Origin of the sequence: Thermaerobacter sp. FW80 (genome assembly GCF_004634385.1) — a bacterium.
GTDB classification, from domain to species: Bacteria; Bacillota; Sulfobacillia; order Thermaerobacterales; family Thermaerobacteraceae; genus Thermaerobacter; species Thermaerobacter composti.
In genome coordinates this window covers 592,127-614,059 of the sequence record NZ_CP037895.1, presented here as the reverse complement: position 1 = coordinate 614,059, position 21,933 = coordinate 592,127, and the positions used below count along the sequence as shown (strand labels likewise).

The 21,933-nt window shown below is 72.5% G+C and carries 18 protein-coding genes; 13 read left to right on the top strand and 5 right to left on the bottom strand.

The features are described from left to right. Window positions 1-227 precede the first annotated feature (227 nt). The 10 genes from glyQ to E1B22_RS02455 all read left to right on the top strand — a co-directional run bounded on the left by glyQ (window position 228) and on the right by E1B22_RS02455 (window position 12,605). The gene (gene glyQ, locus E1B22_RS02500) at window positions 228-1,157 is read left to right on the top strand and encodes a glycine--tRNA ligase subunit alpha (protein WP_135224427.1); all 930 of its coding nucleotides are present in this window, start codon (window positions 228-230) and stop codon (window positions 1,155-1,157) included. Between the two features lie 266 nt (window positions 1,158-1,423). Beyond that, complete coding sequence (gene glyS / locus E1B22_RS02495) at window positions 1,424-3,769, top strand: glycine--tRNA ligase subunit beta (RefSeq protein WP_135224426.1); 2,346 nt, start codon at window positions 1,424-1,426, stop codon at window positions 3,767-3,769. Between the two features lie 122 nt (window positions 3,770-3,891). Further along, on the top strand, window positions 3,892-4,482 hold the full coding sequence (locus tag E1B22_RS02490) for a BglII/BstYI family type II restriction endonuclease (RefSeq protein WP_135224425.1): 591 nt from the start codon (window positions 3,892-3,894) through the stop codon (window positions 4,480-4,482). Beyond that, on the top strand, window positions 4,428-5,219 hold the full coding sequence (locus E1B22_RS02485) for an MT-A70 family methyltransferase (RefSeq protein WP_135224424.1): 792 nt from the start codon (window positions 4,428-4,430) through the stop codon (window positions 5,217-5,219). Before E1B22_RS02490 ends, E1B22_RS02485 begins: the two co-directional genes overlap by 55 nt. A gap of 112 nt (window positions 5,220-5,331) precedes the next feature. Next, the gene (locus E1B22_RS02480) at window positions 5,332-5,703 is read left to right on the top strand and encodes a DALR anticodon-binding domain-containing protein (RefSeq protein ID WP_243123647.1); all 372 of its coding nucleotides are present in this window, start codon (window positions 5,332-5,334) and stop codon (window positions 5,701-5,703) included. 481 nt (window positions 5,704-6,184) lie between these two features. Continuing rightward, a complete protein-coding gene (locus tag E1B22_RS02475; RefSeq protein ID WP_135224423.1) occupies window positions 6,185-7,015 on the top strand; it encodes a GNAT family N-acetyltransferase in 831 nt (276 codons plus the stop codon). A 20-nt stretch (window positions 7,016-7,035) separates the two neighbouring features. Further along, the gene (locus tag E1B22_RS02470; RefSeq protein WP_135224422.1) at window positions 7,036-7,866 is read left to right on the top strand and encodes a pyruvate, water dikinase regulatory protein; all 831 of its coding nucleotides are present in this window, start codon (window positions 7,036-7,038) and stop codon (window positions 7,864-7,866) included. Beyond that, complete coding sequence (gene ppdK / locus E1B22_RS02465) at window positions 7,847-10,537, top strand: pyruvate, phosphate dikinase (protein ID WP_135224421.1); 2,691 nt, start codon at window positions 7,847-7,849, stop codon at window positions 10,535-10,537. Before E1B22_RS02470 ends, ppdK begins: the two co-directional genes overlap by 20 nt. A 209-nt stretch (window positions 10,538-10,746) precedes the next feature. Next, window positions 10,747-11,265: a cation:proton antiporter regulatory subunit gene (locus tag E1B22_RS02460; protein WP_135224420.1), complete on the top strand. Its 519-nt coding sequence runs from the start codon at window positions 10,747-10,749 to the stop codon at window positions 11,263-11,265. Continuing rightward, window positions 11,265-12,605: a cation:proton antiporter gene (locus E1B22_RS02455; protein ID WP_135224419.1), complete on the top strand. Its 1,341-nt coding sequence runs from the start codon at window positions 11,265-11,267 to the stop codon at window positions 12,603-12,605. Before E1B22_RS02460 ends, E1B22_RS02455 begins: the two co-directional genes overlap by 1 nt. 104 nt (window positions 12,606-12,709) lie before the next feature. Here E1B22_RS02455 and sugE read toward each other — a convergent pair whose 3' ends face one another. Both sugE and nhaA read right to left on the bottom strand, forming a co-directional pair. Further along, window positions 12,710-13,030 carry a quaternary ammonium compound efflux SMR transporter SugE gene (sugE, locus tag E1B22_RS02450; RefSeq protein WP_135224418.1) on the bottom strand — a complete coding sequence of 107 codons (321 nt, stop codon included), beginning with the start codon at window positions 13,028-13,030 and terminating at the stop codon, window positions 12,710-12,712. Window positions 13,031-13,188: 158 nt separating this feature from the next. Next, a complete protein-coding gene (gene nhaA, locus E1B22_RS02445) occupies window positions 13,189-14,433 on the bottom strand; it encodes a Na+/H+ antiporter NhaA (protein WP_135224417.1) in 1,245 nt (414 codons plus the stop codon). Between the two features lie 383 nt (window positions 14,434-14,816). Here nhaA and E1B22_RS02440 point away from each other — a divergent pair, with 383 nt between their 5' ends. Continuing rightward, window positions 14,817-15,140 carry a hypothetical protein gene (locus E1B22_RS02440; RefSeq protein ID WP_135224416.1) on the top strand — a complete coding sequence of 108 codons (324 nt, stop codon included), beginning with the start codon at window positions 14,817-14,819 and terminating at the stop codon, window positions 15,138-15,140. A 118-nt stretch (window positions 15,141-15,258) separates the two neighbouring features. Here the strand turns inward: E1B22_RS02440 and bshB1 are convergent, their stop codons facing one another. Together bshB1 and E1B22_RS02430 are read right to left on the bottom strand one after the other, a co-directional pair. Then, complete coding sequence (bshB1, locus tag E1B22_RS02435; protein ID WP_243123646.1) at window positions 15,259-16,128, bottom strand: bacillithiol biosynthesis deacetylase BshB1; 870 nt, start codon at window positions 16,126-16,128, stop codon at window positions 15,259-15,261. Window positions 16,129-16,419: 291 nt separating this feature from the next. After that, the gene (locus E1B22_RS02430; RefSeq protein ID WP_243123644.1) at window positions 16,420-19,080 is read right to left on the bottom strand and encodes a glycoside hydrolase family 125 protein; all 2,661 of its coding nucleotides are present in this window, start codon (window positions 19,078-19,080) and stop codon (window positions 16,420-16,422) included. A gap of 313 nt (window positions 19,081-19,393) precedes the next feature. On the opposite strand from E1B22_RS02430, the gene E1B22_RS02425 reads away from it, so the two are divergent. Together E1B22_RS02425 and E1B22_RS02420 are read left to right on the top strand one after the other, a co-directional pair. Further along, window positions 19,394-19,702: an EthD family reductase gene (locus E1B22_RS02425; RefSeq protein WP_135224415.1), complete on the top strand. Its 309-nt coding sequence runs from the start codon at window positions 19,394-19,396 to the stop codon at window positions 19,700-19,702. Window positions 19,703-19,852: 150 nt separating this feature from the next. Continuing rightward, on the top strand, window positions 19,853-21,031 hold the full coding sequence (locus E1B22_RS02420) for a magnesium transporter CorA family protein (RefSeq protein WP_135224414.1): 1,179 nt from the start codon (window positions 19,853-19,855) through the stop codon (window positions 21,029-21,031). On the opposite strand, the gene ilvE is transcribed toward E1B22_RS02420, so the two are convergent. Next, complete coding sequence (ilvE, locus tag E1B22_RS02415; protein ID WP_243123643.1) at window positions 20,973-21,926, bottom strand: branched-chain-amino-acid transaminase; 954 nt, start codon at window positions 21,924-21,926, stop codon at window positions 20,973-20,975. The two genes, E1B22_RS02420 and ilvE, sit on opposite strands and share 59 nt — an antisense overlap. Window positions 21,927-21,933 lie beyond the last annotated feature (7 nt).

The window sequence follows — 21,933 nt, the reverse complement described above, 5'->3', positions numbered from 1 at the left end:
CCCGAGCGTCCCCCACCGGGGGGCCGAGGCGGGCCATGGGGCCGCCGGGCGGTGGCCGGTCCGACCGAGTAAAGCCCACGTGGACGAGGTGGGTCCTCCCGCCACCCCGGCGGGGGACCAAGCAGGGTGGAACCGCGGGCGGCACGGGCCGCCCGTCCCTGAGGGGACGGGCGGCCCGTGCCGTTGTGGCCCGCGCAGGCGGTCCGTCACGAGGAGGGACGAGCCCCGTGGACTTCCAAGCGATGATCCTCCGGCTCAACCGCTACTGGGCCGAGCAGGGCTGCGTGCTGGCCATGCCCTACGACGTGGAGACGGGCGCCGGCACCATGAACCCCCTGACCTTCTTTCGCGCCCTCGGCCCCGAGCCGTGGCGGGTGGCGTACGTGGAGCCGTCCCGCCGGCCGGCCGACGGCCGCTACGGCGAGAACCCCAACCGGCTCTACCAGCACTGGCAGTACCAGGTGATCCTCAAGCCGTCGCCGCCCGACGTGCAGGAGCTCTACCTGGGCAGCCTGGAGGCCCTGGGCATCCGGCCCGAGGAGCACGACATCCGCTTCGTCGAGGACAACTGGGAGTGGCCCAGCGGCGGCGCCTGGGGCCTGGGCTGGGAGGTGTGGCTGGACGGGATGGAGATCACCCAGTTCACCTACTTCCAGCAGGTGGCGGGCTTCGAGTGCAAGCCGGTCTCGGTCGAGCTGACCTACGGCCTGGAGCGCATCGCCACCTACCTGCAGGGCGTGGACACCGTCTTCGACATCCGTTGGGTCGACGGCGTCACGTACGGCGAGATGTTCCGCATGGCGGAGTACGAGCACTCCGCCTACAGCTTCGAGCGCGCCGACGTGGACATGCTGCGCCGCTGGTTCGACGACGCGGCCCGCGAGGCGGCCCGGGCCCTGGAGCGGGGCCTGGTCCTGCCCGGCTACGACTACGTGCTCAAGTGCTCCCATCTGTTCAACGTGTTGGAGGCCCGCAACGCCGTCAGCGCCAACGAGCGCACGGCGCTGCTGGGCCGGGTGCGGGGGCTCGCCCGCAAGGCGGCGGAGGTCTACCTGGCCCAGCGGGAGCGGCTCGGCTACCCGCTGCTCGAGGTGGGCGCGTGGGCGGCCGGTTCGTCCCGGTCGGACGAACCGGCCGTGCGGGTCGCCGAGGGCTAGCCCGCGCGGCCGGCCGGCGTCCCACCCCGCGGCCGGGGTGGGACGACGATCGGGCGGCCCACCCACGGTGGGCCCGGCCGAGCGGCCCCGGGCCACCGGGCGGGATGCGGCCGACGGCCCTCCCGATGGGCGCCTCCGCGCCCCGACGGGATCGGGACGGGAGGGACGGGATCGGAGGGGATGGGGTCCCGGGGCCGGGCGGCCCCGGCCCGACGGCGCCGGGGCGGGCCGCGGGTCTCGCCCCATCCCGGGAAGGAGCGGAAGCCATGGAGGAGCGGCTGGATCTGCTGGTGGAGGTCGGTTGCGAGGAGATCCCGGCGGCCGACTGCGCCGAGGCCCGCCGCCAGCTGGCGGAGCGGGCGGGCACCGTGCTGGCGGAGGCCGGCCTGCCCTACGAGCTGGTGCGGGCGCTGGGCACGCCGCGCCGGCTGACCCTGGTGGTCAAGGGGCTGGCCGCGCGCCAGGCGTCGCGGGAGTCGTGGGTCCGGGGCCCGGCGCGGGCCGTCGCCTACGGACCCGATGGGCAGCCCACCCGCGCCGCCCTGGGCTTCGCCCGGGCCCAGGGCGTGGCGGTCGACGACCTGGTCGTCCGGGAGACGCCGCAGGGCGAGTACGTGTTCGCGCGCAAGGTGGAGGAGGGGCGGCCCGCGGCGGCGGTGCTGGCGGAGACGCTGCCCGGCATCCTCGGCGGCCTGGAGTTCCGCCGCACCATGCGCTGGGGGGCGGGGGAGCACCGGTTCGTCCGGCCGGTCCACTGGCTCGTGGCCCTGCTGGGCGAGGAGGTCCTGCCCTTCGCCTTCGCCGGGGTGCAGGCGGGCCGGGTGAGCTACGGGCACCGCTTCCTCCACCCCGGGCCGGTGGAGCTGGCCTCGGCCTCGGAGGAGGAGTACCGGCGCCGCCTGGCCGACGCCTACGTGGTGGTCGACCCGGAGGAGCGTCGGGAGCGCATCGTCGAGCAGGCCCGGGCGGCGGCCGCGGCCGTGGGCGGCGAGGTGGAGGTCGACCCGGAGCTCCTGGCCGAGGTGGTCGACCTGGTGGAGTACCCGACGGCCTTCGTCGGATCCTTCGCCGAGGGGATGCTGGAGCTGCCGCGGGACGTGCTGGTGACCACCATGAAGGTCCACCAGCGCTACTTCCCCGTGCGCCGGCCTGGCGAGAGCCGGCTGCTGCCCCACTTCGTCGCCGTCCGCAACGGGGACGAGCGGCACCTGGACACCGTCCGGCGGGGCAACGAGCGGGTGATCGGCGCCCGCCTGGCCGACGCCCGGTTCTTCTTCCAGCAGGACCTGCGGCGGCGCCTGGCGGATCGGGTGCCCGACCTGGAGCGGGTCTCCTTCCTGCCCGACCTCGGCACCCTGCTCGACAAGACGCGGCGCCTTGAGCGGCTGGTCGCCTGGCTGGCGGAGCGGCTCGGCCTGCCGGCGGCGGAGCGCGAGCACGCCGTCCGGGCGGCCCGGCTGGCCAAGGCCGACCTGGTCACCGCCATGGTCTACGAGTTCCCCGAGCTGGCGGGCCGGATGGGCCGGGAGTACGCGCTCCGCGACGGCGAGCCGCCGGCGGTGGCCGAGGCCCTGGCCGAGCAGTACCTGCCGCGGGGCGGGGACGACGACGAGCTGCCGTCCACCTGGCCGGGCCTGTTGCTGGCCATCGCCGACCGGGCGGACACCCTGGCCGGCTGCTTCGCCGCGGGCCTCGAGCCCACGGGCTCCCAGGACCCCTACGGCCTGCGCCGGGCGGCCGTCGGCCTGCTCCGGCTGCTGGCCGGAGACGCCGCCCGGGGCGCGGATGCCCCGCAGCAGGGCGGCGCGCAGGCCGTGGACCCGGCGGGCGGGCAGGCGCCGGCCGGCGACCCCGCGCCCGGGTCGGATCCGGTGCGGCACGCCCCGTCGCGCGACGAACCGGTGGCGTCTCGCGGCGTCCCAGGGACCGGTCGCGGTGGCCCGGACCGCACCGCTGCCATGGGGGTGGGGCGAGGGCTCGTCTTGCCGCCGGGGGCCGCCATGCCGGCGCTGGACGCCGTGCTGGACGAGGCCCTGGCCGGTTACCGGCCGCCCGTGGCGCCGCCCACGGTGGAGGTCCGGTTCGACCCGGCGGCGGTCCGGGACCGGTTGCTGGACTTCCTGGCGGCGCGGCTGCGGGTCTTGCTCGCCGAGGCGGGCTATGCCCATGACGTGATCCAAGCGGTGCTGGCGGTGGACCGCACCGACGTGGCCGGCGTCTGGGCGCGGGCCCGGGCGGTGACGGAGCTCCTGGCGTCGCCCCTGGCCGCCGACGTGCTGACCGTACACCGGCGGGCGGCCAACCTGGCCGGGCGGGCCGAAGGTGGTCCCATCGATCCGGCCCTGTTCCGGGAACCCGAGGAGGGCGAGCTGCACGCGGCGTTGCAGTCCGCGGCCGAGGCCGCCGGGCGGGCGCTGGACGCCGGCGACTACACGGCCTATTTCCAGGCCGTCGCCCGCCTGCGTCCAGCGGTGGACGCGTTCCTGGACCGGGTGCTGGTCATGGCGGAGGAACCGGCCCTGCGGGCCAACCGCCTCGCTCTGCTCAAGGGTGTGGCGGACCTGGCAGGCCGGGTAGCCGCTCTCGGGGAGCTGGCGGTGACCCGTTCTTAGCTTTCGGGAAGCCTGTGACGGAACCTGGCTGTCCGTCTCGACCCGTGGGTGGTCGTGCAGGAAGAGGTGGAACCTGCGCGAAAAATATTTACAGAAAGTCTGTTCGCGAGGGGTCTTTTGTGTTGAGCCTGCATCTCGTACCTGATGACATTCGTCAGGACTATGAGATCCATGAATGGCGAAATGCTCTGGCCGTACTTCGAGGAGCTCATGAAACGGAGTGGAACGATCTCCTTGAAGTGCTGAGGGAATTCCATTTCACAGCGAAAGAAGTCTTAGAGGGTGGCGGCAGCAAGTCAAAAATGGCTAGGCGACTCGATGAGGGATTCGGTGCTCGTGGCTGGAAGGAGAAGTCCTTCGATGTACAGATAATGGTGGATGGCAAGGTATACGAAGCACCCACTCATAAAGTGGACTTTTACAAGAATCGCGTCGCTGTAGAGGTTGAATGGTCCAACAAGGATCCGTTCTTTGATCGAGACCTTAATAACTTCAGGTTGCTGTTCGACTTAAGGGCAATCGATGTCGGCATAATTATCACAAAATCAGACGAACTAGCAGAGATATTTAGAGAACTCGACGTCTGGGATAAGTATGGATGGTCTACTACGTGGATGAGAAAATTACTGCCACGTCTTAATGGGGGAGGTGGCGGGGGATGTCCGATCCTCGTAATCGGGATTCGCAAGAGCCGGTTTATAGACAATCGATAAGACCTGCCCATGAGTTCTTCCTAGAAAACCGGCCCTTGAAGTCTGTTGGTGAAGAACTCTTAGAACGATTTGGTGGTCAGAAGTTTGGAACCATATTGGCTGATCCTCCGTGGCGATTTTCGAATCGGACGGGCAAGGTGGCGCCTGAACACCGCCGCTTATCCCGCTATCATACAATGGACCTGCAAGAGATATTGGAGCTTCCTATAGCACAGTTAGCTCTACCTCAAAGTCATCTTTATCTTTGGGTACCAAACGCTTTGCTAGCAGAAGGGCTTGAGGTTATGCGACGGTGGGGGTTTACCTATAAGACAAATATTATCTGGTACAAAGTCAGAAAGGATGGTGGCCCCGACCGCCGTGGTGTTGGATTTTACTTTCGCAACGTGACAGAAATGGTACTCTTTGGGGTTCGGGGTGGGCTTCGTACGTTCAAGCCAGGGCGACGCCAAGAAAACATTATTGTGGCTCGTAAGCGTGAACATTCACGTAAGCCCGATGAATTATACGACATCATTGAAGCCTGTAGCCCTGGCCCGTATTTGGAGTTATTTGCTCGTACAGAGCGTCCAGGGTGGTATCAATTCGGAGATGAGCTAGGTCGCTACCAGCCCCCTGATTACCCGGCGTATACCCGTAGATCGGGTGATGAGCGGCAACAGATTGCGCTTCCGCTTGTCCGGGACCGTAGAGGTTGCAAAGACAGAGAGGGGAAGGATTCGTGGGTACGGTATTGATGCACTGCCTGAATGAAGCAGACCACCGGCATCTGCCTCGGGACGTCCGCGTAAACATGAGGCCACCAGCAGATGCGCCTGTAATTGCGGCGCTATGGACTAGGACCGGGCGGTGGCGAACTTACTGGCGTCGCCGCTGGCAGCCGACGTCCTCACCGTCCACAGGCGGGCGGCCAACCTGGCCGGACGGGCCGAAGGTGGTCGCATCGATCCGGCCCTGTTCCGGGAACCCGAGGAGGGCGAGCTCCACGCGGCGCTGCAGTCCGCGGCCGAGGCCGCCGGGCGGGCGCTGGCCGCCGGGGACTACACGGCCTATTTCCAGGCCGTCGCCCGCCTGCGTCCCGCTGTCGACGCGTTCCTGGACCGGGTGCTGGTCATGGCGGAGGAACCGGCCCTGCGGGCCAACCGCCTCGCTCTGCTCAAGGGTGTGGCGGACCTGGCAGGCCAGGTAGCTGCCCTCGGTGAGCTGAACAGCAACGTGTAGCAAGAGGGGCCGGGCTTATCCCGGCCCCTCTTGCCATCCGCCTCAAGGGCTACCCACCGTCCTTGGTCCCGGGCGGGCCAGGCCTACCTAGCGGTCCAGGCCTACCTACCTGATTCGGATTGCAGCCGGTGTTTAAGGATGGGGCGATCCGGCTTACGCGTTGTTCGTCCCGGATGAAGTGGATCGTAAACAGGTTACCTGCCCTGGCATTGCGGGGCACTAAGTGACTTCCCGCCGGCGCCGGCCGTCCAGGACTTCCTGACGCCATTCCTGCTCGCAGACCGCGGCCCGGGTAGCCCGGCTACGGGTCGTCAGGGGACACGGCCAGGGGTTTCGCCTTCCATGTCGAAAAGTTTCCAAGGAGCCCCATTGCACCCGGCGAACGGCGCCATTGCAGGCGCGTGTTTATCGGGGACGATCGCAGCGGCGGCAGTTCGAATCATCCACAACGAGGGGTCCGCCGGGAGAGGAGCCGGGAACCTTGATCCGCCGCCTGAACGAAGCAGATCGCCAGCCGGTGTTCGACTTCCTGGCCGAGGAGAGCGCCTTTAACCTGTTCATCCTGGCGGACATCCAGAACTACGGCTTCGAAACCGACTTCCAGGCCGTCTGGGGAGACTTTGATGAATGCGGCCGGCTCCGGGCCGTGTTGCTGCGCTACTTTCGCAGCTTCATCCCTTACGGGCGGGGTGACTTCGACGCCGAGGGTCTGGCCCGCATCATCGCCCGCCATGCCGCCGAGCCCGCCCGGGGCGGAGCCGAGCTCGCAGGAAAAGGCGAGGTGGTGGCCCGGCTGCGACCGTACACCCAGGCCGTCCTGGACTGGTCACGAAGGCGGTCCCTTCACTTCGCGGAGTTGAGTGATGCCGGGCGGCTCGCCGCCCTGAGCGGGAATCTGCCTGTCGACGTCCGCCCACACCGGATGACACCGGCCGACGCACCCGTAATCGCCGCGCTGTACAGTCGAATCGTTGAGTTTCACAGCTTCGACGACCAGCGGAAGCGGGAGCTGCGGCACTCGCTGGAGACGGGGGCCGCCCGCGGCTACTGGCTGGAATACGACGGCCGCGCCGTGGCCGCCGTCAAGACAGCGGCGGAGAACCCGTTTTCCGCCATGATCGTGGGTGTGGCCACCGACCCCGGCTTCCGGCGCCGGGGCTTCGCCACGCAGCTCATGGTGCGGCTGTGCTCCGAGGTGCTGGCCGAGGGGAAGCGGCTCTGCCTGTTCTACGACAACCCGGAGGCCGGCGCCATCTACAAGCGCCTCGGCTTCCGCGACATCGGCCGCTGGGACATGGTGCCGCAGCGGTAGGGTGAGGGGGTCATAGCGGGGTGGGTGAACCGGTCGTCTTCATCGTCTCCGACTCCCTGGGCGAGACCGCCGAGCTGGTGGCGCGGGCGGCGGCCAGCCAGTTCAACGGCCACCGCGCCACCTTCCACCGGTTTCCCTACGTCGACCGGATGGAGACCATCGAGACCATCGTCCGGCGGGCGCGCGAGGAGCCCCGCAGCCTGATCGTCCACACCCTGATCCTGGAGGACCTGCGCCGGGCCCTGAACGAGAAGGCCCAGGCGGCGGGGATCCCCGTGGTCGACATCATGGGGCCGATGATGGCCGCGTGGATGCGGGTGGCGGAGCGCCCGCCGCGGCTGCAGCCCGGCCTGCGCCACCGCCTGGACGAGGAGTACTTCCGGCGGGTCGAGGCCGTCGAGTTCGCGGTCAAGTACGACGACGGCAAGGACCCCCGCGGCCTGCTGCAGGCGGACATCGTCCTCCTGGGCGTCTCCCGGACCTCCAAGACGCCCGTCAGCATGTACCTGGCCCACCGCATGTACAAGGTGGCCAACGTGCCGCTGATCCCGGAGGTGGAGCCGCCCCCCGAACTGTACAAGGTGCCGCGGAACCGGTTGGTCGGCCTGATCATCCGGCCGGAGGCCCTGCAGCGCATCCGCCGCGAGCGGCTCAAGGCCATCGGCCTCGACGAAGACGCCAGCTACGGCAGCATGCAACGCATCCAGGAGGAGCTGGCCTACGCCCAGCGGATCTTCCGGGAGCTGGGCTGCCCCGTCATCGACGTGACCAACAAGGCCGTGGAGGAGACGGCCAACCAGGTGCTGGAGATCCTGGCGAGGGGGGAGCGCCGTGAGCACGGGGATCGCTGAGAGCGCGGCCCGTCCCCAGGCGGCGCCGCGGCGGTGGGTCTACTTCTTCGACGAGGGATCGGGCGCGGACCGCAACCTGCTGGGCGGCAAGGGGGCCAACCTGGCGGAGATGACCCGCATCGGCCTGCCCGTCCCGCCGGGCTTCACCATCACCACCGAGGCCTGCAAGGCCTACCTGGCCGCCGGCGGCCGGTTCCCGGCCGGGCTGATGGAGCAGGTCGAGCAGCAGCTCGAGCGGCTGGAGCGGGAGATCGGGCGCCGCTTCGGCGACCCCGGGCGGCCCCTGTTGGTCTCGGTCCGTTCGGGGGCCCCCGTCTCCATGCCGGGGATGATGGACACCATCCTCAACCTGGGCCTGAACGACGAGGCGGTTCGGGGACTGGCGCGGGAGACGGGGGACGCCCGCTTCGCCTTCGACTGCTACCGGCGGCTGATCCAGATGTTCGGCGACGTGGTCCTGCGGGTGCCCGCCGGGCGCTTCGAGCACGCCCTGGAGGCGGCCCGCCAGCGGCGGGGGGTCCGATTCGACCACGAGCTGCCGGCGGAGGAGCTGGAGCGCCTGGTGGAGACCTTCAAGGGCATCGTCCGGGAGGAGGCCGGCCGCGACTTCCCCCAGGACCCGCGGGAGCAGCTGGAGCTGGCCATCCGGGCGGTGTTCGACTCCTGGAACAACGAGCGGGCCAAGGTCTACCGCCGCATCCACAAGATCCCCGACGACCTGGGCACCGGCGTCAACGTCCAGGCCATGGTCTTCGGCAACACGGGGCCGGACTCGGGCACCGGCGTGATGTTCACCCGCAACCCCTCCACGGGCGCCCGCGAGCTCTACGGCGAGTACCTGCCCAACGCCCAGGGCGAGGACGTGGTGGCCGGCATCCGGACGCCGGAGCCCATCGCCCGGCTCAAGGAGGAGCGGCCCGAGCTCTACCGCCAGCTGGAGCAGGTGGCCCAGCGGCTGGAGCGCCACTACCGCGACATGCAGGACATCGAGTTCACCGTCGACCGCGGCCGGCTCTTCCTCCTGCAGACCCGCAGCGGCAAGCGGACGGCGGCGGCGGCGGTGCGCATCGCCTGCGACATGGTGCGGGAGGGCCTGATCGACCGGGAGACGGCGCTCTTGCGGGTCGACCCGGACCAGGTGGCGCGCCTGCTGCACAAGCAGGTGGACCCGAAGGCCGACGTGGAGCCGCTGGCCCAGGGGCTGCCGGCGTCGCCGGGGGCCGCGGTGGGGGCGGTGGTCTTCGATCCCGACGAGGCGGAGCGGCTGGGGCGGGAGGGCCAGGCCGTGATCCTGGTCCGTCCCGAGACGACGCCCGACGACATCCACGGCATCGTCGCCGCCCAGGGCGTGCTGACGAGCCGCGGCGGCATGACCAGCCACGCCGCCGTGGTGGCCCGCGGCATGGGCAAGCCCGCCGTCTGCGGCTGCGAGGCGCTGCGCATCGACCTCGAGCGCGAGGAGTTCCAGGTCGCCGGCCGGGTCTTCCGCAAGGGCGACGTGATCACCATCGACGGGGCCACCGGCCGGGTCTTCGCCGGCGAGGTGCCCCTGGTGGAGCCGGAGCTGTCGCCCGAGTTCCGGCAGCTGCTGGAGTGGGCGGACCAGGCGCGGCGCCTCCGGGTGCTGGCCAACGCCGACACGCCGGACGACGCCCGCCGGGCCCGGGAGTTCGGCGCCGAGGGCATCGGCCTCTGCCGCACCGAGCACATGTTCATGGGACCCGAACGCCTGCCCGCCGTCCAGCGCATGATCCTGGCGGAGACCCGGGAGGAGCGGGAGGCCGCCCTGGCCGAGCTGGCGGTGATGCAGCAGCGGGACTTCGAGGGCATCCTCGAGGCCATGGCCGGGCTCCCGGTGACCATCCGGCTCTTGGACCCGCCGCTCCACGAGTTCCTGCCCTCCCTGGAGGAGCTGGTGGTGGAGGTGACGCGCCTGGAGCTCGAGGGCGGCGATCCGGCCCGGCTCGCAGAGCGTCGCGAGCTCCTGCGCAAGGTGCGGGCGCTGCACGAGGCCAGTCCGATGTTGGGCCATCGCGGCTGCCGCCTGGGCATCACCTTCCCCGAGGTGTACGCGATGCAGGCGCGGGCCATCTTCCGCGCGACGGCCAACCTGCGCCGCCGCGGCGTGGACGCGCGGCCGGAGATCATGATCCCGCTGGTGGCCCACGTGCGGGAGCTGGCCTTCCTGCGGGAGCGGATCGAGGCGGTGCGCCGGGAGGTGGAGGCCGAGACGGGCCTGGACCTCGAGGTCCGCATCGGCACCATGATCGAGGTGCCGCGGGCCGCCCTGACGGCGGGCGAGATCGCCCAGGTGGCGGAGTTCTTCTCCTTCGGCACCAACGACCTCACCCAGACCACCTTCGGGTTCAGCCGCGACGACGCCGAGGGCAAGTTCCTCCACCACTACCTGGCGGAGAAGATCCTGCCCGAGAACCCCTTCGTCACGCTGGATGCGGCCGGCGTGGGCCGGCTCATCGAGCTGGCCGTGGCCGAGGGCCGGCGAACGCGACCCGATCTGAAGGTGGGGATCTGCGGCGAGCACGGCGGGGACCCGGCCTCCATCGCCTTCTGCCACCGGGCGGGGCTCGACTACGTCAGCTGCTCGCCCTTCCGCGTGCTCATCGCCCGGCTGGCGGCAGGACGGGCGGCGGTGGAGGAACGCGGCCGCTGAGCGGCCGGAAGACCCGTCGCGCCGGGGAAGGGTTCGTAAGCTGCCCCAGGGCCCTCGGTCGACACCGGGGTTGGCGCCGACGCGCCACCGTGGTACGGTGGCGCACGGGGGTGGGAGGGAGGGGGATGGGGCGTCGGTCGCGTCGCGACCTGCGCGGCGGTTGCCATGCCCTCTCCCACCGTCAATCCGTGGGCTCGAGGGGGTCGACCATGTCCGACATCCGGGAGTCGGACCTGCCGGGCATCGGGCGCAAGTTCCAGATCGAGACCCGGGCAGGGGACCGGCTGGCCATCATCGTCCACGACGACGGCCGACGGGAGATCTTCCACGTGGATCCCGACGATCCGGACAACTGGGTGTCCGTGGTGACCCTGGACGACGACGAGGCGCGCCAGGTGGCCGGGATCATCGGGGGCCTCGCGTACCGGCCCAAGGGCCTGGAATCCGTCGAGGTGGTGTTGAACCGCCTCGTGATCGAGTGGTACAAGGTCGAACGCGGCGCCCCCTGCGTCGGCCGCACCATCGGCGAGCTGGAGATCCGGCGCCGTTCGGGGGCGACGGTCATCGCGGTCATCGAGAAGGACCAGAGGCGGGTGATCAACCCCGGGCCGGACTACCGCATCCCCGCGGAGGCCACCTTGGTGGTGATGGGTGACCGGCAGCAGATCCGCGCCTTCCGGGAGCTGGTGGAGGGTGGGACGGGCCCGGCGGCCGAGGGGGGTCGGTGATGGAGCACGTGGTGTGGGAGATCGGCCTCGCCCTCGCCATCATGGCCCTGGCCGGCTACGTCGCCAACCGACTCCATGTGCCCATCGTCCCCCTCCTCATCCTGGCCGGTATGGCCGTGGGCCCGCACCTCCCGGACACCGGGTTCCTCGACCTCCGCTTCGAGGCGAGCAAGCCCCTGATCGACTTCATGGGGCGCATCGGGGTCCTCTTCCTGCTGTTCTACCTGGGCCTGGAGTTCTCGTTGAACCGCCTGATCCGGGCCGGCCGCAAGATCCTGGTGGGCGGCAGCATCTACATCGGGATCAACTTCACGCTGGGCCTTCTCTACGGGTGGCTGGCCGGCTTCCCCCCGCGGGAGGCGCTGGCCATCGCCGGCATCACCACCATCACCTCGACGGCCATCGTGGCCAAGGTGCTGGTGGACTTGAAGCGCACCGCCAACCCCGAGACCGAGATGATCCTCGGCATGATCATGTTCGACGACGTGTTCCTGGCGGTGTACCTGGCGGTGTTGTCGGGCCTGGTCCTCAGCGGCGCCACGTCCGTGGGCGGGGTGGTGCTGGCCGGCTTGACCGCCGTCGGCTTCATCGCGGTGGTGCTGGTGCTGGGTCGGCTGGTTCGGCCCTGGCTGAACCGCCTCCTGGACATCCCGTCCGCCGACGTGTTCCGGCTGGTGGTGTTCACGGCGCTGTTCCTCCTGGCGGGCTTCGGCGAGACGGTGCACGTCGCCGAGGCGGTGTGTGCCCTGCTGTTGGGCCTGGTCCTGGCCGACACCGAGCACCGCCAGCGGATCGAGCACGTCGTCGTCCCCTTCCGGGACTTCTTCGGATCCGTCTTCTTCTTCAGCTTCGGGTTGGGACTCGACCCCACGGCCCTGGGCGGCGCCGTCGGGATCGTCCTGGGCGCCGTGTTGCTGACGCTGGTCGGCAACATGGTGGCCGGCCAATTGGCCGGTCGCACCGCCGGCCTCTCCCCGCGGGCCGCGACCAACATCGGCGTGACCATCACGGCCCGCGGCGAGCTGTCCATCGTCATCGCCAACGTGGCCAAGGCCGGCGGGCTCTCGCCGGCGGTGCAGTCCTTCACCGCCCTCTACGTGCTGGTCCTGGCGATCCTCGGTCCCCTGCTGACCCGAGAGTCCCGCGCGGTATACCGGGCGCTCAACGCCGTGTTCAAGTGGGAGCCGGTCCAGCCCGGCCGCTCCCGGCGGGCCCTCGCGGGCGAGGCCTCGCCGTCGCCCGCCAGGCCCGCCCGGACCGCGGAACCGGGCGGATCGCCGGTGGCGCGCCCGGCGGACGGAAGGGGCCACCGGGGGGACGGGCACGATCCGGGGACGTGACGTCCCTGGCGGATCCGTCGCCCGCCCCCAAAGACCCTCGCCCTCGGCCCGGCCGCGGCGCGCCGAGGGCGCGGGGTCGCGGCCGCGCCGGGGGGCGCGGTGGCTCAGGAGGGCGAGGTCACCTTCAGGCCCACGATCCCCGCCACGATCAACAGGATGCACCCGAGGCGGATCGCGTCGCGGGATTCCCCGAACAGCACCATGCCCAGCACCGCCGTTCCCACGGCGCCGATCCCCGTCCACACGGCATAGGCCGTTCCCACCGGGAGCTCCCGGAGGGCCAAGGCGAGGCACAGGAAGCTGGCGATCATGAAAGCCACGGTGGTGACGCTGGGCCAGAGGCGCGTGAAGCCCTCCGACAGCTTCATGCTGACGGCCCAGACCACCTCCAGCAAGCCCGCGATGACGAGGAACGTCCAGGCCACCCGGGATCACCCCTCGCTCCTGGGTTATCGTCCAAGGCGGTTTGGACCCCGCTTTCGTCAAGTTGCGTCAGGGCCGGAGGAGGTCCGATCCCTCCTCGTCGGTCGCCGCCGGGACGGTCGCCGCCGGGGCGGTCACCGCCGGGGCCGCGCCGTCGCCCTCAGCGGCCGGGGACGCCGGCGGGACCGGCCGTGGTTGCGGCGGTCGCCCGGCGCAACACCGCGAGACCGCTGAGCCCCGCCAGGGTCGAGGCGGAGAGCACGCCGATCTTGGCCTGGTCCAGGTGCGGCGTCCCTTCGAAGGCCAGACCGGCGATGAACAGCGACATGGTGAAACCGATCCCCGCCAGCAGGCCGACGCCGGCCATGGCGGCCCAGTTCACCCCCGCGGGCAGCGAGGCCCAGCCCAGGCGTACGGCCAGCGCGCTGGCCGCCAACAAGCCCGTCGGCTTCCCCAACAGGAGACCCAAGCCAACCCCGGCGGTCACCCGGTTGGGGACGGCGGCGTCCAAGGACACGCCCGCCGTGAGGAGGGCGAACAACGGCAGGATGGCGTAGGTCACCCAGGGCTGGAGCAGGTGCTCCAGCCGATGGAGCGGGCTGTCGGACCGCTCCGTCCCGGCGGAGGGGCCGTGGTGGGGGCCGCCGGCCCGAGGGGTCATGGGCACGGTGAAGGCCAGCAACACGGCGGCCACCGACGGGCTGATGCCGCCCTCGAGGGACCCGTACCAGGCGACCAGGCCGAGGACGGCATAGACGAGCAGGTGGCGGCCGCCCCCCAGGGTCCCGTAGGCCAGCGCGGCAGCCAAGGCGATGCCCATCAGGAGCAACGGCCCGGCCTGCAGGCCGCCGCTGTAGAACAAGGCGATGACCAGGACCGCCCCGAGGTCGTCGACGATGGCCACCGCGGTGAGGAACACCTTCAGCCCGACGGGGACCCGGCGGCCCAGCAGGCTCAGGACGCCCAGGGCGAAGGCGATGTCGGTGGCCATGGGGATGCCCCAGCCGGGCGCGCCGGGCCCGCCGGCGTTGAGCAGGGCGTAGATGACCGCCGGGGCCACCATTCCCCCGACGGCGGCGAAGATCGCCAGGGCGGCGCGCCGGGGATCCGCCAGTTCGCCTGCCCGCAGCTCCCGCTTGATCTCGAGCCCAACCAAGAGGAAGAACACGGACATCAGGCCGTGCTTGACCCAGTCGGCCAGCGGCATGGCGAGCGCCACGGGGCCGACGGTCACGGCCAGCGGCAGCTTCTTGAGCGTCTCGTAGCCGTGGCGGGCGGGGGAGTTGGCCCATGCCATGGCCAGGACCGCACAGGCGATGAGCAGGGTCCCGGCTCCCGCCTCGCTGGCCAGGAACGCTCGCCACGGCCGGCGGCGGGACGCGGTCTCGCGGCTGCTGGTCGGCATCGAGGCCCTCACCTCCGGGCGGGTTTGCGGTGGGGACCGAGGGGCTGGCGGGCGCGGTGGCGCTGGAAGCCCCCGTTGCCGGCTGGCAGGGCGGACGACCTCCCCGGAAGCGCCACGACCGGCCTCTACAACCGGCGCGGCGGGGGTCGCCCCCCGCAGGATACCACAGGCGGCATCCCCGCGGCAGGCGCGTCACAGGGTGACGGACGTCCCGGCCCGCGGGAGACCCGGGCCGGCCCTGCCCCCACCACGCGGACCGACCGTCCTCCACCCCGCGGGCCGCCACGCCCGCCCGTCACGCCGCCGTGCCGGCGGGGACGCCGGGACATCCGTCCAGCACCTCCGGCGCGGCCATGGCACGGATGGGAGGGGAGGGACCACCCGTGTTCGTGGACCTGGGGAGCTTCGCCAGTCTTCGGGACGTGGAGTGGGTGCAGCGGGGGTTGGCTCTGCTTCCCCCGGAAGACGCGCGTCTCTTGGCACGCCGCTGGGGGCTGGCGGGTCGCCCGCCCCAATCCATCGCCGAGCTGGCGCGCCAGGAGGGGATTCCACCCATCGCCATGGCGCGGCGGCTGCAGGAGGCCGAACGCCGCCTGCTCCGCATGCTGGGGGCGGCCCAGCGGCCCCGGTCCGCCACCGGCTCGCCTGCTCCCCGGCGGGCGAATCCGGGCCGCGGGACAGCGGGATCCTCAGCCGGGTCCGAGTAGTCGTAGTGGAGCCGCCGATCGGGGTTCGCCACAGGCGCCCGGCTCCCGGGTCGCGCCCGGCTCCCGGGTCGCCCCGCTCCGCGCCGCGGCGCCTCCGTAGCCTGCGGGGCCCCCCGCCTCACCCGCGGCGGAAGGCGGCCACCGGGTCGGCCACCGGGACCGCATCGGCCAGGAAGGCCTCGCCGTAGCGGACGCCGATGCGCAGGCCGTAGTGCCGCGCCCGGACCACCGTGGCCTCGAGGTAGTCCTCGACGCCGAAGTACTTGTGGTCGATGGGGGCGGTGGGCTCGACGAACTGGCTGGCGAAGGCGCGCATCGCCTCGAGCTTGGCGTCGAAGGTCGCGGTGACGTCCACCACGAAGCTGGGTTCGACCCACTCGTTGACGGGGAAGAACAGCAGGGCGTCCACCACGTGGTGCGGTTCGCCCAGGTCCAGGTTGCGCAGGGCGGCCTGGAACACCGCGCGGCGGACCAGCGCCGAGGCGCCCCGATGATCGGGGTGGCGGTCGTCGCCGTGGTGGGTGAACACGACCCGCGGCCGACAGCGGCGGATCAGGGCGGCCACCTTGCGCCCCAGGGCAGGCGAGTCCTCGACGCGGTTGTCGCCCAGGTTGAGGTTGAACCGGAACCGCGCACCGTACACCCGGGCGGCGAGGGCTGCCTCCTGGGCCCGCCGCTCCGGGGTCCCCTTGCTGCCCAGCTCGCCGCGGGTGAGGTCGATCACCCCGATGCGGTACCCCAACCGGTGCAGCTTGACCAGGGTGCCGCCCATGCCGATCTCGGCGTCGTCGGGGTGGGCGCCGATGACCAGCACGTCGACGGGTTCCAGCTCCCCTTCGGCGGTGGGGACGGCAGCCGGGGTCGCCGCCGGCCGGCCCCCGGTCGCTCCGGGACGCCCGGGCAGGGGGGACCCCGTCGGGCCGGTGCCAGGGTGAGGCCGTCCGCCTTCGCGCTCGCCATCGCCTCGGGTCGGCTCGATCTCCTTCACGTCCTCCAGCCTCCTCCGTCCTCCAAGGCCTTGCGACGGACTCCCGCGGCCGTGCCCCGGTGCGGCGGTCCATGCGCCGCCCGCCGCCAGGGCGGCCTCGCCCAGGCCGACCCGCGCCGCCACCGGCGCACGCTGTCCGGGCGGGGCGGGCGGCCCGACGGGCCGCGGCACCGGACCCTGTGCAGGCGCCCGCCTCGACAGGGCGGGCCGGACGGAGCCGGTTCGTCCGCCAGGGGCCGAGGCGAGACCCGCGTGGCCCGCAGGGCCGGGGCGCCCCGGCCGGGCAAGCCGTCAGGGTCCGGGGGTGCCGGTGTCCTGCCCGCGGCCGTGCGGCGATCCTTCGCCGCGGTCGGGCTCCCGGCCCAGGGACTCCAGCGCCACCAGCGCCGCCCAGCTGACGAACCCGGCGCAGGTGGCGAAGGCCGGCCCCGTCCGGACTTCGCCCGTCGCGGCGTCCACGGTTTCGCACGCCCAGCCGCCGTCCATGGGCGCCCGGGCAAGCCAGGCCAGGTACTCGGGTCGGCCCGCCAGCAACCCTGCGGCGACGCTGAGCAACCAGGGGTGGCGGGCGTGGGGGCAGGTGGGCGTCGCAAAGGGCCCGGGCGGCGGCCCAAAGGGATTGTGCTGCGAGTAGATCCACCGCACCGTGTTGGCGTACACCGCCTCCACGTCCACCGGGTCGTCGGGCTGGCGGCGGGCGAAGCCGTAGGGCCCCAGGAGCTCCAGGGTGCCCGGCGGCTCGTCGTACAGGACCGCGTCCGCCCCCTCGGGCCCCGCCACCGCCCAGGCGAACTGCGGCCCCCAGGGACCCGGGACCACGCAATGGCGCAGGACGGCATGCCGGGTCAGCCGGGCCCGCGCCTCGAGCCACGCGGCCCAGGAGGGGTCGCACCGGACCGCGGCCGGGGCGGGGTGGGGGGTGGCCTCGGCAGCCGCAGGGCGCTGGGCCGTCGACGTCGAGAGGACCCGGGCGAGTTCGGCCAGGGCCTGGGCGTACAGGGCGTTGGCGTAGGTGAGGAAGGGCCGCGGGGCCGGGTCGTCGGACGGCATGAGGAACGTGGCGACGAGCCCCGTGGCCGGATCCCGCCGCGCCTCGGCGGCCTGGAGGGCGGCGGCGACCCCGCGGGCCACGGCCGGTTCGTCCAGGACGGAGGCGTCACCGGTGGCCCGCACGTAGCGGGCCAGGCTCAAGGGCCACGCGGCCGCCTGGTCGAGCTCCCAGCCCGGGTAGAGCACCGTGCCGTCCAGGTACTGGCTGTGCTCGCCGGGGTAGAGGGTGTAGCGGTCGAAGGCCGCCACCAGGAGCTGGCGGGCCAGCTGGCGATCCGCCGCCAGCACGGCGGGGAACGCCCAGAGCAGGCTGTCGCGGGTCCAGTGGGCGCCGCTGACGTAGTACCGGGGACTGCGAGAGGTCAGGTGGACCCAGCCCTCCCGGTCCACGGTGCGGGCGTGGGCGAAGAAGACGGCGAACCACAGGTTGCGGCGCACGCGCTCGGCCAGCTCGTCGGCCTCCCCCTCGTCCAGCAGGCCTGCCGCCACGGCCCGCGCCAGGCCGGACCGTCGGCGGGCGGCCCGCTCGGTGGCGTCGCCGGCGGGCGGCGCATCCGCGGCCGGGGTCGCGCCGGGGACGGCCGGGGCGTAGGGCGTGGTCGGGGGCACCGCCGCGGGACGGGCAAGGGATGGAAGGGGTGCTCCCGGCGGTCGATGGCGCGGGGACGGTGTGGCCGGGGGCGCCCCCGGCCAATGGGCGAGGGGGGCGTGCGGCCCGCTGCCGGCCTCGGGGACGGCCTGGGACCGGAACGGGTCCCGGGCCGCCAGCCATCCCACGGTCTGGCCGAAGAGCACGTCCCACCCCACCCGGGCGAGGTGGACGGCCGTGGCCGCGGCGCCGTCGCCCTCGGGCGCGACGCCGCCATACACCACCAGCTCGCCGTCGCCCGGCCGCGCCCAGAAGACCCATGTCCCCGCGGCGCCGCCGGCCGCCGGTTCGTCCCCCGGCCCCGACCGCAACGCCAGGGCGCCCAGGGGGGCCGCTCCGGGTGCCTCCCAGACCAGGGTGCGGGTCCACCGGTGCGGACGGGGTCCCTGCGATCCGGGCAGGGGCCGCCGATGGTAGACCGTCCGGAACACCGCACCCGGACGAACCAGCAGGCCCAGTCGCAGCGCCGGCGGCACGGGTTCTGCCGCCGCAGGTCGCAGGCCGATGAGAGCCGGCGCCGGGGGGCGGTCGCCGGCCCCCGGCGGTGCCAGTGGCGCCTCGGGCCCGCGCTGCGCGCCGCGGGATGCCTGCGACGCGCCGGGCGGCGACGCGGGATGGAGGATCAGCCGCGCACGGACGGCAAACCCCCGCTGGTCCACCGGGGCCAGCCAGGTCAGCTCGAGAAGCAACCCGGGCATGACGGGCAAGGGGATGAACCAGCGCGGGATCCAGCCGGCCATGTAGTGGGGCGCCCGTCGCGGTGGGCGGACTCCCGGCCCCTCGGCCTCCGCCGGGGGGCGCGTCGGGGTCCCCGGCGAGGGGGCGGGCTCGGGCGGCCAGATCCGCCGACCCTCCCACGTGACCACGGGGACCAGCAACGGTCCCGTCGGCCCGTCGGGCTCGCCGACGGGTGGGCCGCTGGGGCGGTCGCCGCGCGGTCGGGCATGGGGTCCCTCACCATGGGTGGCGCGGTCGGTCGTCGACTCCGGTTCGGGGGCGCCGGTGAACTCGATCAGTCCCCGGGCCGTCTCGCTGACGATCCCCACGGAGCGGGCCGCGCCGGTGGCGGGATCGAGGTCGGGCAGCGAGACCCAGAAGTTGCCCGTGAGGGCCACGGGCTCGACGTCGGCCAGCTCGTCCGGCACGGTGAGGATGGGTGCATGGCGTCGCCCCGGCGCCACGCGCCCATGGGGACCCTGGGGTTCAGGGGATCCACGGGTCGGGACGGATGCCTCCGCGATGTCGCGCTCCACCGCTTCTGCCTCCCGCTGGCGGGACCCGGCGCCGGAGCCGGCCCGGCGTCCTGCCCGGTCCCGCCCGCTTCTGCCCCGTCCCCGCGGCCTCCCGCCGCATCCGCGACGGGGGCGGGAACGCGCCGCCGCCAGGTCCGGGTCGAGCCCGTCGTGACCCAAGTTCGCCTCGCCCGGGGCGCGTCCTCCCCACCGCGGGGGCGGGCCGGCCGGGGGACCGGGACGGCGGGGGTTCGCGGCACAGGAGGTCGGCCGGTCCGCGGCGAACCGAGAGGCAGCCCGATGGGCGGGCCAGTCCGCGAGAGGGGGATGGGGCGTGGTCAAGTTGGTCGCCCTCTATCGGCAGCCCCAGGACCGGGAGGCCTTCGACCGCCACTACCGCGAGGTTCACCTGCCCCTGGCCCGGCGCATGCCCGGTCTGCGCCGGGTCGAGGTGGCGCGCATCACCGGCGCCCCCGGCGGCTCGTCGCCCTACTACCTGATGGCGGAGATGTACTTCGACGACGCCGCCAGCCTCGAGGCGGCCCTGCGGTCGCCGGAGGGACGGGCCGCCGGCAAGGACCTCATGGGTTTCGCCGGCGAGATCGTCAGCCTGCATATCGCCGAGGTGGTCCAAGAAAGCTAATCCGGTGCATCGGTTGGGGGCCTGGAATCCGAAGGCCAGCAACGGGCGCCCCGCCGCTGGGAGGCCGTCGCACGGCCGCGCGGCCGCGGGCGCGGCGGTCCCCGCCGCCCGCCGGGCGGGCGGCGGCGGACACGGAGGTGGGGGGCAGGGTTGATCCGGGCGTGGCGATGGTCCGAGCGCGGTCTGGTGGCGGTGCCCTTGCCCGACGGCGCCGCGGGCCAGGCCGCGCCGGGATCGCAGGGCAAGGGGGCGGCCGGGGACGCCCCGGTTCCGGACCCGGGCGAGGAGCCGCCGTCCGAAGCCGGGCCGGATCCGGCGGCTGTCGCGGCCCCTCCGTCGGAGGGGACCGCCTCGGCGTCCGCCGTCTTGTGGCTCGACGTGCGAGCCCCCACCGACGACGACTGGGCCGTGCTCCGTCGGCGGCGGGCGCTGGCCCCCTTCCTGTGGAGTCGCCTCCAGGCTGGCGCCGCACCCTACGGCGTCGAGGCCGCCGGCGGCACCCTGGTCTTCCAGGCGCTGCTGCCCAGCGGGCGACCCTGCCTGGTGATGCTGGCCCCCGGCGAGGTGACCACCGTCTGCGACGGCGAGGCGGACGAGTGGCAGCGGCTGCGGGAGCGGCTGGCGACCGGGCCCGCCACCGTGCCGCGCACGGCGCCGTGGTTGCTCTACTTCCTGCTGGAGGACGTCCTCCATGCCTATGGCGATCACGTGCAGCGCCTGGAGCACCGCCTGGAGCCCGTGGAGGCGCGCTTCCTGCGGGACGAACCCGGCCCGCGCGAGGGCGCCTTCGGGCCGGGCCGCGCCCGGCCCGAAGGCGCCCCGCGGGCGGGCGAGGGCCCCGACGGCCGCGGCCGGCGCCGCAGCCGCGACCCCGACGGGGTGGCGCTCCTCAGCATGCTCCACCGGCGGGCGGGACAGCTCCAGCGGCGGCTCAACGGCCTGAGCGAGGTCCTCGACCGCCTGCTGGAGAGCGGCTACGAGGGATCGGGCGAGGGGCTGGGGGGGCGACCGCTGCGCCCGTACCTGCGGGTCCTCCGCGACCACGCCGGCCGCCTCAGCAGCCGCCTGGAGAACGTCCGGGAGCTGGTGGCCACCCTGATGAACCTGCGCCTCGCCCTGGCGGCGGAGCGGACGAACCGGCTGATCCTGCGCCTGACGGTGCTCTCCACCATCTTCCTGCCGCTGACGTTCCTGACCGGCATCTACGGCATGAACTTCGAGCACATGCCCGAGCTGAAGCTGCCCTGGGCGTACCCCGCGCTGCTGGTCTTCATGCTGGTGCTCGGCGTGGGGCTGTGGTGGTTCCTCCGGCGCGAGTACGAGGGGTGAGGTCCGCCGCCTGCTGGGCCGGTTCGTCCCAGATCGGCGTGCCGTGGGTGCGGGCGTACTCGCGGAAGTCGGCCATCAGCTGGCGGGTGATGGGCCCGGGCCGGCCGTCCCCCACCTTGCGGCCGTCCACCTCCACCACCGGGCACACCTCGGCGGCCGTGCCGGTGATGAAGCACTCCTCCGCCACGTAGAGGTCGTGGCGGGTGAAGACGGCCTCCTCCACCGGGATGCCCCGGCGCCGGGCCAGCTCCATCACCGTGTCGCGGGTGATGCCCTGGAGGATGCCGAGGTGCGGCGGCGGGGTGAGCAGCCGCCCGTGGCGGACGATGAAGATGTTGTCGCCGGTGCACTCCGCCACGTAGCCCTCGTCGTTGAGCAAGACCACCTCGGCGAAGCCGGCCAGGTTGGCCTCCAGCCGCGCCAGGATGTTGTTCAGGTAGTTCAGGGACTTGACCCGCGGGTTGAGGGCGGCCGGCGAGGTGCGGCGGGTGGCCACGGTCATCACCCGCATGCCCTGCTCGTAGAGCTCGGCGGGGTACAGGGCCAGGCGGTCCGCGATGATCACCACCGTGGGCCGGGGGCACTTGCGCGGGTCGATGCCCAGGTCGCCGGGACCGCGGGAGACCACCACGCGGATGTAGGCCTCCGACAGCTGGTTGCGCCGGCAGGTCTCGACCACGGCGGCGGCCATCTCCTCGGGGGACAGGGGGATCTGGAGCAGGATCGCGTGGGCGGACTCGTAGAGGCGCGTGATGTGCTCGTCCAACTTGAAGACCCGGCCGTTGTAGGCGCGGATGCCCTCGAACACGCCGTCGCCGTAGAGGTAGCCGTGGTCGAAGACGGACACGGTCGCCTCCTCCTTGGGGACGAAGCGACCGTTCACGTACACCAGCATACCGTTC